This window comes from Pseudomonas sp. Pseusp15, assembly GCF_059492165.1.
The window spans coordinates 4044259-4057765 of sequence record NZ_CP168523.1 but is presented as its reverse complement, the minus strand read 5'-3'; the positions used below and the strand labels follow the sequence as shown (position 1 = coordinate 4057765).

Sequence of the window (13507 nt, the reverse complement as noted above, 5' to 3'; positions counted from 1 at the left end):
TCCCGCTACTACAAAGTATTTAAGGAATATCGATCATGGCTGCTAAAGAAGTTAAATTCGGCGACTCCGCCCGCAAGAAAATGCTCACCGGTGTCAACGTTCTGGCTGACGCAGTAAAAGCGACCCTGGGCCCGAAAGGCCGTAACGTGATCATCGAGAAGAGCTTCGGCGCTCCGACCATCACCAAGGACGGCGTTTCCGTAGCCAAAGAAATCGAACTCGAAGACCGCTTCGAAAACATGGGCGCGCAGCTGGTCAAAGACGTTGCCTCCCGTGCCAACGATGACGCAGGCGACGGTACCACCACCGCTACCGTTCTGGCTCAGTCGATCGTCAACGAAGGCCTGAAAGCCGTCGCTGCCGGCATGAACCCGATGGACCTGAAGCGCGGTATCGACAAAGCGACCATCGCGATCGTCAAGGAACTGAAAGCCCTGTCCAAGCCTTGCGCTGACACCAAGGCAATCGCTCAGGTAGGTACCATCTCGGCCAACTCCGACAACTCCATCGGCGACATCATTGCCGAAGCCATGGAAAAAGTCGGTAAAGAAGGCGTGATCACCGTTGAAGAAGGCTCGGGCCTGGAAAACGAACTGTCGGTTGTTGAAGGCATGCAGTTCGACCGTGGCTACCTGTCCCCGTACTTCGTCAACAAGCCAGAGACCATGACTGCCGAGCTGGACGGTCCGCTGATCCTGCTGGTCGACAAAAAGATCTCGAACATCCGCGAAATGCTGCCAGTACTGGAAGCCGTTGCCAAAGCCGGCCGTCCACTGCTGATCGTGGCCGAAGACGTTGAAGGCGAAGCCCTGGCGACTCTGGTTGTGAACAACATGCGTGGCATCGTTAAAGTCGCAGCCGTCAAGGCTCCAGGCTTCGGCGACCGTCGCAAGGCCATGCTGCAGGATATCGCTGTTCTGACCGGCGGTACCGTGATCTCCGAAGAGATCGGTCTGAGCCTGGAAAGCACTACCCTGGAACACCTGGGTAATGCCAAGCGCGTGATCCTGTCCAAAGAAAACACCACCGTGATCGACGGCGCCGGCGTTGAGGCTGATATCCAGGCTCGCGTGACCCAGATCCGTCAACAAGTGGCCGACACTTCGTCCGACTACGACCGTGAAAAACTGCAAGAGCGCCTGGCCAAACTGTCCGGCGGCGTTGCAGTGATCAAGGTCGGCGCTGGTTCCGAAGTTGAAATGAAAGAGAAGAAAGCCCGCGTTGAAGACGCCCTGCACGCTACCCGTGCAGCCGTTGAAGAAGGCGTGGTACCTGGCGGCGGCGTGGCACTGATCCGTGCCCTGCAAGCCATCAGCGAACTGAAAGGCGACAACGCCGATCAGGACGTCGGTATCGCTGTTCTGCGTCGTGCGGTTGAAGCGCCACTGCGTCAGATCGTTGCCAACTCCGGCGACGAGCCAAGCGTGGTTGTCGACAAGGTCAAGCAAGGCGCGGGTAACTTCGGTTACAACGCTGCCACCAGCGAATACGGCGACATGATCGAAATGGGCATCCTGGACCCAACCAAGGTGACCCGTTCGGCTCTGCAAGCTGCATCCTCGATTGGCGGTCTGATCCTGACCACCGAGGCCGCTGTTGCCGAAGCACCGAAGAAAGACGGTGCAGCTGGCGGCGGTATGCCAGACATGGGCGGTATGGGTGGCATGGGCGGCATGATGTAAGCCAGCCTTACCCCTATAAAAAAGCCCCGCCTGCGTCGAGCAGGCGGGGCTTTTTATTGCCTTCATTTTGGTAGGTCCGCAGATCGCGTCGCGGCCATCCATCGCGGGCAAGCCACGATCCCACAGTGGATTGCGTAAACCTGTGGGAGCAGGGCTTGCTCGCAATGGCGTCGGTTCAGGCGCTGACCGGTTTTGCCTCGTTCGCCTGTTCAGTCTTGGAGGCCGGCCGGTACAGGATGTTGTAGTACGCACCCAGGCAAAACAGCCAGCAGAAAATCGCCGTCCACACGTTGTGCGAGAAGAAGTGCGCGCCCTGCATCATCCGGCCGACGGAAAACACCGAGCCCAATGTGAAAGCGAAGACAAACGCATAGCGTGCCAGCCGTGGGCGTCGGTCACGCAACACAAAGAACAACGCAAACAGGGTGAAACCGGTCGCCGCATGACCACCGGGCCAGCAGCGGCCTGGCTTGTCGGTATGCGGGCGAGGGCTCAGCAGCTCGCTGTAGGTTTCGTGCCCGCCGAATTGTTCCAGGCTCCATGGGCATTGCACCGCCGTTGCCGCTTTGAGCGGAGTGACAAAGGAGGTTGACAGCGCCAGAGACAACACCAGGCAACCCATTTCACGTTTGAACGGTTTGAGCCTTTCAATGAAAAAGGAGCCGACAAAGCCCAGGATCGAGAACACCGAAAAGGCAATGACCACTTGCTTGGCCCGGTCATGCAGGATGTCTTCCAGGAAATAACTGTGGCGCCCGATGAATGCACCGGCGACCGGATCATAGAACAGCTTGGCAAGGTCCATGTCCAGGGACGTCAATTCGAGCAGCAGCAGGGTGATCGCCGCAATGGCGGGCACTCCCAGATACAGCCAGAAGTTGAGCGGGCGGGAGATGGGACGGACAGCGGTTGATGACATGGTGGATCCTGATGAATGGAAAAACCCCGGGGCATCAGCCCGGGGCCATTCGATTAACGTTCGCTGACTTGGCGGGTGCCCTCCGTGGGCGCTTTCCAGCCGAGCAGCTGTTGCTTGAAGCCATGACTGGCAGTTTGGTAATAAGTAATTGCGCGGGTGATCAACGGATCAACGGTGGTGGCCCGTGATTCGCGACTGTCGGTCAGTGCATCGTCGTGGCGACGCAGACCCTCACGCGGGCTCAGGATCGCTAAATCCTTACCGTCGAACAAGCCCAGATGTTGATAGTTGCCAACCACCACTCGCGGTGGCAGTGGATTGTCCTGCAACAGGTTGCGACCGAAGAACGTCGACTGGTAATCCAGGTTCAGCAGCCCGAGCAACGTTGGCGCAAGGTCGATCTGACTGGCCAGCTGTGCGGTTTCCCGAGCGTCGATCAGCTTCGGTGCATAGATGAACAGCGGAATCTGATAGTTGCTGATCGGCAAGTCTTCTTTGCCAGCGCTGCCAGCCGTGTGATCGGCAACGAAGACGAAGATTGTATTATCGAACCAGGGTTTTTTGCGCGCCTGATCGAGGAACTGACCAATGGCGAAGTCGGTGTACTTCACCGCACCGTCGCGTCCGTTACCGGATTTGATATCGATCCGGTTATCCGGGTAGGTGTAGGGGCGATGGTTGGAGGTGGTCATCAGTTGCAGTAGAAACGGCTGTTGCCTGGCGTAGTCGGCATCGGCCAGTTTCAGGGTCTGGTTATAGAGGTCTTCGTCAGCCATTCCCCAGGCGTTCTTGAAGTGAATCTCTGATTCATCGACGCTGCTCTGGTCGACAACGCGATAGCCGTTGCCGCTGAAGAACGCGTTCATGTTGTCGAAGTAACCGCGCCCGCCATACACGAATACGCTGTCGTAACCCACGGCGCTGAGTTGCTGGCCGAGGCTGGCGAAGCCGCTTTCACGACCCACGCGCTTGACGATCGAGCGCCCCGGCGTCGGTGGAATGGCCAGGGTGATGGCCTCCAGGCCGCGATCGGTGCGGGTGCCGGTGGCGTAGAAATTATTGAAGTACAGGCTTTGTTTGCGCAAGGCATCGAGGTTTGGTGTCAGGTTGCGATCGTCGCCATTGCTGCCCATGTACTTGGCGCTGAAGCTTTCGATGGTGACCAGCACGATGTTGGGTTTTCGTTCGGTGCCGGGATTATCGATCATCCGGCGGATGTCCTGTGGATCCTCGCCGATGAAGCGAGCATTGGGCTCGGTCAGTTCCGCGCGAATCTGTTGCGCGACGACGGAGGTCGGCAGGGTGCTGTAGAACTGCGGGTAATCCAGTTCGTTATTGCGAAAGGCGGCGAAGAACTGGTACGGGCCATTGCTCGCCAGTTCGTTCTGATAGGCATTGCCGCCCTGAGCGCGCGGCGCATCCTGGCTGAGCAGTTGCGCGCTCAGGCCCGCGACGATCAGCAGGCCGAGTGCATTCAGCAGACGCCCGCGCATGGCAGGCAATGGTGCGTCCAGCGCAGCGTTGAAGGATTTGCGCAGCGCAAGGCTCAGGATCACGGCCAGCACCGCGAGCAGGCTCAGCAGCTTGCCGATCGGGTACGACTCCAACAGGTTATTCAGCACTTCGTCGGAGTAGACCAGGTAATCGACGGCGATAAAGTTGAAACGCACACCGAACTCATCCCAGAACAGCCATTCGGCCACCGACGTGAACAGCATGGCGAACAGGCTGACGGTCAGCAGGCCCTGAAGGAACCAGCGATGGCCACGGCGGCGCCACAAGGCCGGCGGGCATAGCAGCAGATAGAGGCCCATGGGCAGCGCCGCGTAGGCAATGAAACCCAGGTCATAAAGCAGGCCGATGCCAAACACGGACAGGAGCCCGCTGCCTGCCTCATCCAGGTGAGTGAGGAGGAGAACGCTTCGGGTCAGGAGAAAAATGACCAGCCAGGAACCGGTTACCAGTAGCAGAAAGCGCATTGGCGCCGTCTTCAAACAATCCATTATCTACATTCCCTATATCAATCGCGCGAAAGTTTCTCTTGAACGCTGTAGTCGGGTTGTGAACCGACAGTGAAAAACTTGTTAGCACCATTATTTGGTTGAGCGCATCGATTCTACGACCGGCCGCCCTAGCCCTGAGTCACACTAGGCCTTAAGCTGCGCGGGCCAAGACGGCCGTTACTGTATACGGAGGAGGTGCCGATGCGAATTCTATTGGTTGAAGACAACCGCGATATCCTGGCCAACCTGGCCGATTATCTGGGGCTCAAAGGTTACACCGTGGATTGCGCGCAGGACGGTTTATCTGGCTTGCACCTGGCGGCCACCGAGCATTACGACTTGATCGTACTCGATATCATGCTGCCCGGTATCGATGGCTACACCCTGTGCAAACGCCTGCGCGAAGACGCCCGCCGTGATACGCCGGTGATCATGCTCACTGCGCGCGATCAACTGGACGACCGTCTGCAAGGCTTCAAATCCGGCGCCGACGATTACTTGATCAAACCCTTTGCCCTGTCAGAACTGGCGGCGCGCATCGAGGCGGTCATGCGCCGTGCCCAGGGTGGCGGTCGCCGTGCCTTGCAGGTCGGCGATCTGAGCTACGACCTCGATACCCTGGAGGTGACGCGCGAAGGCCGTCTGCTGAAACTCAACCCGGTGGGCCTGAAGTTGCTGGCGGTGTTGATGCAGAAAAGCCCGCACGTGCTGCGCCGGGAAATTCTCGAAGAGGCCCTGTGGGGCGACGATTGCCCGGACAGCGACAGCCTGCGCAGCCACGTCCATCAATTGCGCCAGGTGATCGACAAGCCGTTCGCCAAACCCCTGCTGCACACGGTGCACGGCGTCGGTTATCGCTTGGCCGAGGGCCGTGATGGAGTTTAAGCAGAGCCTTTCGCAACGGATCATCATCGCCTTTGCGTTGATGAGCGCATTGGTCGCGGGAGCCTTCGCGATAGGCATCATCGCGACCGTGCACCTGGTGGAGGAGAAACTGATTTCGTCAGGTCTGGGTGGCGATTTGCAACGCCTGTTGCTGATGGACAGCGTGACGGACTGGAGCCACCGCCCCGAGCCGGACCAGTTGTTCTATTTCAGCGGCGGGCCGGGCGATTTTGAGTTACCCAAGGATTTGCGGCACCTGGACTCGGGTTTTCATGAAGTCTTTCGCGACCATCTGTCGTATCACGCCATGGTCGAAATCGTCGACGGACGGCGCTACGTGCTGTTGCAGGACCAGAGCGATTTCGAAGAGCGTGAACGGGTGCTGTTTGCCGTAGTGCTGGTGGGGTTCGTACTGAGCCTGGCGCTGGCGGTATTTCTGGGCTGGGTGCTGGCGCGCAAGGTGATGGCGCCGGTGGTGCGACTGGCCCGCCAGGTGCGCCATCGCGATCAGCTGTTGGGTCTGGCACCGCCACTGGCGCCGGATTATGCCGCCGATGAAGTGGGCGAGCTGGCCGTGGCCTTCGACGCCACCCTCGGGCGCTTGCGTCAGGCGTTGACCCGTGAGCGATTGTTCACCAGTGACGTCAGCCACGAACTGCGCACGCCATTGATGGTGTTGGCCAGTTCCTGTGAATTGTTGCTGGAAAACGCCGGCATCGATCAGCGCGGGCGTGCCCAGGTCGAGCGGATCGCCCGGGCTTGCGCAGAGATGCGCGAGTTGGTGCAGACCTTCCTCATGCTGGCCCGCGCTCAGCATGAAGACGCCAGCATGGGCCCCCAGCAGAGCCTCAGTCAGGTGGCCGACGGGTTGCTTTGCCAATGGCGCGAACCGATCGAAGCCAAGGGCCTGACGTTGAACGTCGAGTTGGGCAACCCGCCGGACACTCGCTATAACGCGACGCTTCTGCACGCGGTGATGGGCAACCTGTTGCGTAATGCGCTGCATTACACCGAGCATGGGTTTATCCGCTTGGCCCTGACGGATACGGGGTTCGTGGTCGAGGACAGTGGTGTGGGCATTCCGGAAGAAAAACGCGAGGCGATGTTCGAGCCTTTCGTGCGCGGCAGCGAAAAGCGTGGCGAGGGCTTGGGGCTGGGGCTGTCGCTGGTGCAACGGATCTGCGAGAACCAGGGCTGGAGTGTCAGCCTGACGAACATGGAGCCCAACGGTTGTCGCTTCCAGGTGGAGTTGAGTCAGAAAAAGCGGTGAATGGGTTGAAAAATAAATCGGCTCCGTAAAACCCTGAAATGATTCCGGGTTTACCTGACGAAATTTTCACCAAGGCATGACCTGACGCTGACACCCCGCAACTTAAGGTGGTTGTCATCAGAAGCTCAGGAGATTGCAGTCATGGCTGGCCCGATAAAGCTCGGCTTCTCCGAAAAATACGACGATCAACCCGCACAGAAAAATGTGCGCAAGCACCAGGTGGGGCTCGGTCGCCGGCTGTCCCAATGGCGTGATGAACACCTGGCGCGAAAGGCCCTGGCGTTGGCCGGTGAACCTGGCCTGGTCCTCGATTTGCCCTGCGGTGCCGGGCGTTTCTGGCCGTTGCTCGCGGAAAAGCACAACCGTGTCATCATCGGGGCCGACAACTCGGTGTCCATGCTCAAGACTGCCATGCGCACTCAACCCGCCGACGTGGTCAAAAGGGTACAACCCTTGCACACGTCTGCATTCGACATTGCCTTGCCCGATAACGCGGTCGACAGCATTTTCTGCATGCGTCTGCTCCATCACATCGGTGAAGCCGAGCAACGACTGACCATCCTGCGTGAATTCGAGCGTGTCACCCGCGACAGCGTGATTGTTTCGTTGTGGGTAGACGGCAATTTCAAGGCCTGGAAACGCAAGCGCGCCGAGAGGCTGCGTGGGCAGGAAGGTTACCAGACTCGATTTGTGTTACCGGCTGCCACGATTGAAAAGGAGTTCGAGCAGGCGGGTTTCCATATTCAGGGGCAAATGGATTTTTTACCGCTCTATGCCATGTGGCGGGTCTATGTATTACGCAAGAGGTAACAGAATGGCAGTGCACTATGCAGCTGCGCCCCATGACCTGAAGCAAGGGCGTCGCCACTCGTCGTTCAGCGATACAGACGGGGAAAAACTCGTCTACTTTTATAACAAGGCGTTTGGCAGCGCTATCAAAGGCTTATCGCAATGAAACTCGAAATTGCACGAGGTTTGTTTTTAGCCGGAGCCTTGGCAGTTGCTTCTTTGGCGGTGGCTGCCTGGGAGCAGCCCCGCACGCAGGTCCTCAGTTCCGTGCACGGCGACGCACATTGTCCGTTGCCCCGGGTAGCCAAAGCACCCGTGGCCACTCAACCCGATCATGACTTGTTACTGTTCATGTTCGGACTTTCTCAGGGACTGAGGCCACAGAGTTGAACAGATTGAAGCCCAAATAAAAGGCCTCGCAGTTGCGAGGCCTTTTGCTTTTTTGACGTTAAGGTTTATCGGGTTTGGCCAGCAATGTGTAAATGCATGGCAGCACGAACAAGGTGAACAGCGTCCCGATCGACATCCCCGTTGCGATCACCGTGCCGATGTCGAACCGGCTAACGGCTCCCGCGCCCGTGGCGATGATCAACGGCACCATGCCGAACACCATTGCCGCCGTGGTCATCAATACCGGGCGCAGACGAATGGCCGCCGCTTCCTCTACCGCTTCGCGAGGTGTCAGGCCTTTCTCCTTGCGTAACTGGTTGGCGAACTCGACGATCAGGATCCCGTGCTTGCTGATCAGTCCGATCAACGTCACCAGCCCCACCTGGGTATAGATGTTCATGCTCGACCAGCCGAGGAAGAGCGGGATCAATGCGCCACAGATCGACAGCGGCACAGTCACCAGAATCACCAGCGGATCGCGGAAGCTTTCGAACTGGGCCGCCAGCACCAGGAAGATGATCGCCAAGGCCAGGGCGAAGGTGACCCACAGCGCGCTGCCTTCCTGAACGTATTGCCGTGAAACACCGGCATAGTCGACGGCGTAACCCGTCGGTGCCTCTTCCCGGGCGATCTGGCGCACGGTGTCGATGGCTTCACCCATGCTGACCAGCGGGACCCCGGAAAGAATCGCCGAGTTGAGTTGCTGGAACTGGTTCAACTGACGCGGCCGCGCGCGGTCGGTCACGGTGATCAGGGTCGACAGGGGCAGCAGTTCGCCCTTGGTGTTCCTGACGTAATAATGGTTCAGCCAGTCAGGGTTATCGCGGTAGGGCCGTTCCACCTGAGCGATGACCTTGTAGCTGCGACCTTCGATGGTGAACCGGTTGATCTCCGCCTCGCCCAGCATCGTTGCAAGAGTACCGCCCAGGTCCTGCATGGACACACCCATCTGCGCAGCCTTGGCGCGATCGATGTCCACCACGACTTCGGGCTTGTCGAAGGCCAGGTCGACGTCGACAAAAGCAAACTTGCCGGATTCCATCGCTCTTTTTTTCACTCGGTCCATCACCTGCAACAGCGCCTCGTAGCTGTTAGCCGAGTTGATCACGAATTGAAACGGCAAGCCCTCGCCGGTGCCTGGCAGGGACGGCAGGTTGAAGCCGAATATTTGCAGCCCGGGAATGCTTTCCAGTTTGCTCTGGACCAGCGGCAGGATCTGCATCTGGGTCCGGTGGCGTTCATTCCAGGGTTTGAGCAGGAAGCCGCCGATCCCCGATTGCACGCCGTTGAAGCCGTTGATCTGGAACGAGGAGTAGTACTCGGGAAACTCCTTGAAAATGGCGACGAACTCGTCGGTGTAGGCGTTCATGTAGTCGAGGTTGGCAGGTTGCGGGGCGTTGGCCATCATGAAGATCACGCCCTGGTCTTCGTCCGGCGCCAGTTCCGACTTGGTGAACTTGAGCAGTACCGGGATCAGGCACAGCACGATCACCGCGAACACCAGCACTACCGGACGGGTGTTGAGAGTGCCGTGAAGCACACGCTGGTAGCGGCGCTTGAGGCCTTCGAAGATCACGTCCAGGCGATGGGCCAGGCCGCTGGGGTTTTCATCGTGGCGCAGCAGCATGGCGCACATCATCGGCGACAGCGTCAGGGCGACGACACCGGAAATCACCACCGCCCCGGCCAGGGTCAGGGCGAACTCCTTGAACAACGCCCCCGTCAGGCCGGTCAGGAAGCCGATCGGCGCATAGACCGCCGCCAGGGTGATGGTCATCGACACCACCGGCATGGCGATCTCCCGTGCGCCCTCGATGGCCGCATCCAACGGTGTCTTGCCTTCTTCGATGTGCCGGTGGATGTTTTCCACCACCACGATGGCGTCGTCCACCACCAGCCCGATGGCCAAGACCATCGCCAGCAAGGTCAGCAGGTTGATCGAGTAGCCCATCATCTGCATGAAGAACATCACGCCGATCATCGACAGCGGAATGGTCACCACCGGGATCACCACCGAACGCAGGGCGCCGAGGAACAGGAACACCACCACAATCACGATCAGCACCGCTTCGAACAGGGTTTTCAACACCTCGTCGATGGAGGCCTGGATGAACAGCGTGGCGTCGTAGGCGATTTCGCCCTTGAGGTTTGGCGGCAGCTGGGCTTCCAGGTCCGGCATGATCTTGCGCACTTCCTTGATCACGTCCAGCGGGTTGGCGCCGGGTGTGGCCTTGATGCCGATGTACACCGAGGGTGTGCCGCCGAAGGAGCTGATGGTGTTGTAGTTCTCCGCGCCCATCTCGACCCGCGCCACGTCTCGCAACAGCACACGACTGTCACCGTCGACCTTGAGCGGAATTGCGCCAAAGGCCTCGGCGGACTTGAGTTCGGTGTTGGCGTTGATGCTGGTGACCACGTACTCGCCTTTCACTTCGCCGGCGGCGGAGAGGAAGTTGTACTGGCGCACGGCGTTGGTCACATCGCTGGCGCTCAGGCCGAAACCGGCGAGCTTCACCGGGTCCAGCCACAGGCGCATGGCGAACACCTGGTTGCCGAGAATCTCGGCTTCGGCCATGCCCGGCAGGGTCGCCAGTTTCGGCTGGATAACCCGGGACAGGTAGTCGGTGATCTGCGGGTTACTCAGCTCGTTGCTGAAGAAACTGATGTACATCAGCGCCGAGGCGCCGGTGGCTTCCTTGCTCAGCACCGGGTCTTCGGCGTCCTGGGGCAGCTGGTTCTTGACCTCGTTGGCCTTGGCCAGCAGTTCGGTGAACAGGCGGTCGGTGTTGGAGCCGATGCGCGCGTAGATCGAGATCACCGAGAAGTTCTGGCGACTGACCGAGGTCATGTAGTCGATGCCCTCGGCGCTGGCCAGGCTATGCTGCATCGGTTGGGTGATATAGCCTTGGATGGTCTCGGCGTTGGCTCCGGGATAAGCGGTGGTCACCGTGATCAGGGCGTTTTCCATTTGCGGGTATTGGCGCAGCGGCAACTTGCTCCAGGCCTGGAAGCCCAGCAGCACTATCAACAGGCTGACCACGGTGGCGAGCACCGGGCGGCGGATGAACGGATCGGTAAAAGCCATGGGGATTCCTTGATCAGTCAGCGCGCGGCTGACTGTTCTTCTCAGCCAGGGTCTTGTCGTCGCTGATGGCAACGTGCACGCCGTGGTCCAGTTTGAGCTGACCAGCCGTGACCACTTTTTCGCCGTTCTGCACGCCTTTGGTGATCATGACCATCCCGTCGCGGCGCTCGCCGGTTTCGACGAAGCGTCGTTCGGCGATCAGAACCGGTTCGCCCTTGTCGTCTTTTTCGAGGCTGCCGTCTTCGGCCTTTTTCTGCGCGACGACATACAGCGAGTTGCCATAAAGGGTGTAGCTGATCGCGCTTTCCGGCACCACGATGTGCGGCTGCGGGTCGGGCAACAACACCTGCAGGCTGGCAAACATCCCCGGCAGGAGTTTGCCATCGGGGTTGGCCAGGGTCGCGCGCACCAGCACGTTGCGGGTGCTGCTTTCTACCTTCGGGTTGATGGCGCTGACGGTGCCGGGGAAAGTCTCCGTCGGGTAGGCCGAGACAATGACCTGTACCGATTGGCCGAGGGTGATCTTCGGCACGTCCTGCTCGGGTACAAAGAAGTCGACGTAGAGGCTGCTGAGGTCTTGCAGGGTGGCGATCATCGTGCCGCTGGCCACGTAGTCGCCGACGTCTACCCGACGAATACCGATGGTCCCGCTGAACGGTGCGAGGATTCGTTTTTTCTCCAGCGCCGCCTTGAGCTGATTGACCGTGGCCCGGCTCTTTTGCAATACCGCCGAGAGTCGGTCGAACTCACCTTTGGAAATAGCCTGGCTGCCTACCAGTTGGCTGCCGCGACCGTAATCCAGTTGCGCCAGTCCCAGGTCGGCCTGGGCGGTTGCCAGCAGGGCGGTTTCCACGGCGCTGTCGAGTTGCAGCAGCGGCTGACCGACCTTGACCTTCTGTCCTGACTCGAACTGAACTTCCTTGACGGTGCCGTCGACCTCCAGGCTCAGATCGACCCCTTGCAGCGCCGTAAGGGTGCCGACCGTTGGCAAACGGCTTTGCCACGGACGTTCGGTGGCGGTGGCCACGGCGACGCTGATCGGTGGTTTCGGCACAGAGAAGCCCTTCATCATCGTATAGATGGAGAAGGCTTTGTAACCGGCCAGGACCAGCACGATTAGCAGGACAACACCCAACATGATCAGCATGCGGCGACGCAGCATATTTCCATTTCCTTGGAGAAAATCAGGTGAGACAGGCGAAAACATTACTCCCACTGCGAAGGGGATTCCAACTGTAGCAGCTGGCGCAGCCTGCGTTCGGCTGCGAAGCAGTCGTAATCCAGACACCGCGGTTCGTCTGATACAACTCGGTGTCTGATTTCACGACTGCTGCGCAGCCGAACGCAGGCTGCGCCAGCTGCTACAGGTTGCGTGTTCAGATCAGGTGAAGGTGGTTGTCCCAGAGCCCCGCAGGCAATTCCAGAGGTTTTGCAACAAGGTTTGTCTGGCGGCAATCGTAGAACCGGCAACGGCCTTGCCCGGAGGTCACGACAAAACCATCGGCCACGGCCCCGACCCCGGCGCAATCGGGAAGCGGTGCATCCAGGCGTACTTCACCGCTGTCCAGGTCCCAGATAAAAAAGCGGTTGCCCCGCGGCGCGGTCAGGGCGACCAGGCGCAGTTCGCTGTGTACGGCAACGCTGGCGGTGTAATGCCCCATGGCCTGCAACTGATGCTCAGGCACCGGGAAGGCCACGAACGGTTGACCGGGACGCTTGATTGCCAGCAGCTCCGAAGACTCGTGAGCATCGCCCATGAACTGCTGACCGGCGACGATGGTGCCGTCACTGGCGATACCCAAGTGCCGCACGCTGTTCATCTGCTGGGCTAGTGTTTCCTTGCTCAGCAGCGTGCCGTCGCGTTGCATCAGCACCAGGCTCGGCTCCATGGCATTGAGGTTCATCTCGACCCGGCTTTCAGCCTCGGTGCGAATGCCGCCGTTGGCCACCACCAGCGTCTCGCCATCGGGCATCCACGACACTTGATGCGGGCCGACGCCGTGGGTGGAAATTTCGCCGCTGTGCACCAGTCGCTCACCTTCGAACTTATACACACCAAGCAGGCCACGGCCCGGATCGGAGGTGTCGTTCTCGGTGGCGTACAACCAGTCACCGCTCTGGTGAATCACCGCGTGACCGTAGAAGTGCCGGTTCGGCTGCGACACCACGGTTTGCAATAGCGTGCCGTCGCGCAGGTCGATCAGGTAGCTCTCGGTGCCCGGACGCCGAGCGACGAATAGCGCAATCGGCAGTGTCGGGTGGTTGATGATGTCATGGCAGCGCTGACCGACCTGGGTGGCAAACACCCGGGTGCCGTCCAGTCGATAACCGACGGCATAGTGCTTGCCGTCACCGTCGTCCCGCGCCGAGAGCAGCAGCGGGCTTTTGTCCTTTTGCTTGAACAGCGTCCAGCCGCCCAGTGTCACCGCACCCAGCAGCAAACTCCCTAACGTCAGAGCCTGGCGTCGCAGCATGGCACTTGCC

Annotated in this window: 10 protein-coding genes; 5 read left to right on the top strand and 5 right to left on the bottom strand. The window is 59.6% G+C overall.

Translation table 11 applies throughout. The features are described 5' to 3' along the window. Positions 1-35: 35 nt before the first annotated feature. Positions 36-1682: a chaperonin GroEL gene (gene groL, locus ACEN8R_RS18455; protein ID WP_018926587.1), complete on the top strand. Its 1647-nt coding sequence runs from the start codon at positions 36-38 to the stop codon at positions 1680-1682. A 175-nt stretch (positions 1683-1857) separates the two neighbouring features. Here groL and ACEN8R_RS18450 read toward each other — a convergent pair whose 3' ends face one another. Continuing rightward, positions 1858-2601, bottom strand: a complete 744-nt coding sequence (locus ACEN8R_RS18450) for a phosphatase PAP2 family protein (protein WP_258613192.1) — start codon at positions 2599-2601, stop codon at positions 1858-1860. A gap of 53 nt (positions 2602-2654) precedes the next feature. Beyond that, positions 2655-4604, bottom strand: coding sequence for an LTA synthase family protein (locus tag ACEN8R_RS18445; protein WP_258613193.1), 1950 nt, complete (start codon positions 4602-4604; stop codon positions 2655-2657). 201 nt (positions 4605-4805) lie between these two features. Between ACEN8R_RS18445 and colR the strand changes: the two genes are divergently transcribed. The 4 genes from colR to ACEN8R_RS18425 all read left to right on the top strand — a co-directional run bounded on the left by colR (position 4806) and on the right by ACEN8R_RS18425 (position 7938). After that, positions 4806-5489 carry a two-component system response regulator ColR gene (colR, locus tag ACEN8R_RS18440; RefSeq protein WP_007938890.1) on the top strand — a complete coding sequence of 228 codons (684 nt, stop codon included), beginning with the start codon at positions 4806-4808 and terminating at the stop codon, positions 5487-5489. Then, positions 5479-6759: a sensor histidine kinase gene (locus ACEN8R_RS18435; RefSeq protein ID WP_018926584.1), complete on the top strand. Its 1281-nt coding sequence runs from the start codon at positions 5479-5481 to the stop codon at positions 6757-6759. Before colR ends, ACEN8R_RS18435 begins: the two co-directional genes overlap by 11 nt. Positions 6760-6900: 141 nt before the next feature. Next, on the top strand, positions 6901-7569 hold the full coding sequence (locus tag ACEN8R_RS18430) for a class I SAM-dependent methyltransferase (RefSeq protein ID WP_018926583.1): 669 nt from the start codon (positions 6901-6903) through the stop codon (positions 7567-7569). Between the two features lie 141 nt (positions 7570-7710). After that, the gene (locus ACEN8R_RS18425) at positions 7711-7938 is read left to right on the top strand and encodes a hypothetical protein (RefSeq protein WP_026331876.1); all 228 of its coding nucleotides are present in this window, start codon (positions 7711-7713) and stop codon (positions 7936-7938) included. 58 nt (positions 7939-7996) lie between these two features. Here the strand turns inward: ACEN8R_RS18425 and ACEN8R_RS18420 are convergent, their stop codons facing one another. The 3 genes from ACEN8R_RS18420 to ACEN8R_RS18410 all read right to left on the bottom strand — a co-directional run bounded on the left by ACEN8R_RS18420 (position 7997) and on the right by ACEN8R_RS18410 (position 13497). Beyond that, the gene (locus ACEN8R_RS18420; RefSeq protein ID WP_018926581.1) at positions 7997-11023 is read right to left on the bottom strand and encodes a multidrug efflux RND transporter permease subunit; all 3027 of its coding nucleotides are present in this window, start codon (positions 11021-11023) and stop codon (positions 7997-7999) included. Positions 11024-11036: 13 nt separating this feature from the next. Next, a complete protein-coding gene (locus tag ACEN8R_RS18415) occupies positions 11037-12185 on the bottom strand; it encodes an efflux RND transporter periplasmic adaptor subunit (protein WP_018926580.1) in 1149 nt (382 codons plus the stop codon). 214 nt (positions 12186-12399) lie between these two features. Next, the gene (locus ACEN8R_RS18410) at positions 12400-13497 is read right to left on the bottom strand and encodes a DUF1513 domain-containing protein (protein WP_018926579.1); all 1098 of its coding nucleotides are present in this window, start codon (positions 13495-13497) and stop codon (positions 12400-12402) included. Positions 13498-13507 lie beyond the last annotated feature (10 nt).

Excerpts from the sequence above, each read along its gene's own strand:
- groL (WP_018926587.1), top strand. The coding sequence starts at position 36 with ATGGCTGCTAAAGAAGTTAAATTCGGCGACTCCGCCCGCAAGAAAATG.
- ACEN8R_RS18450 (WP_258613192.1), bottom strand. The coding sequence starts at position 2,601 with ATGTCATCAACCGCTGTCCGTCCCATCTCCCGCCCGCTCAACTTCTGG.
- ACEN8R_RS18445 (WP_258613193.1), bottom strand. The coding sequence starts at position 4,604 with ATGGATTGTTTGAAGACGGCGCCAATGCGCTTTCTGCTACTGGTAACC.
- colR (WP_007938890.1), top strand. The coding sequence starts at position 4,806 with ATGCGAATTCTATTGGTTGAAGACAACCGCGATATCCTGGCCAACCTG.
- ACEN8R_RS18435 (WP_018926584.1), top strand. The coding sequence starts at position 5,479 with ATGGAGTTTAAGCAGAGCCTTTCGCAACGGATCATCATCGCCTTTGCG.
- ACEN8R_RS18430 (WP_018926583.1), top strand. The coding sequence starts at position 6,901 with ATGGCTGGCCCGATAAAGCTCGGCTTCTCCGAAAAATACGACGATCAA.
- ACEN8R_RS18425 (WP_026331876.1), top strand. The coding sequence starts at position 7,711 with ATGAAACTCGAAATTGCACGAGGTTTGTTTTTAGCCGGAGCCTTGGCA.
- ACEN8R_RS18420 (WP_018926581.1), bottom strand. The coding sequence starts at position 11,023 with ATGGCTTTTACCGATCCGTTCATCCGCCGCCCGGTGCTCGCCACCGTG.
- ACEN8R_RS18415 (WP_018926580.1), bottom strand. The coding sequence starts at position 12,185 with ATGCTGCGTCGCCGCATGCTGATCATGTTGGGTGTTGTCCTGCTAATC.
- ACEN8R_RS18410 (WP_018926579.1), bottom strand. The coding sequence starts at position 13,497 with ATGCTGCGACGCCAGGCTCTGACGTTAGGGAGTTTGCTGCTGGGTGCG.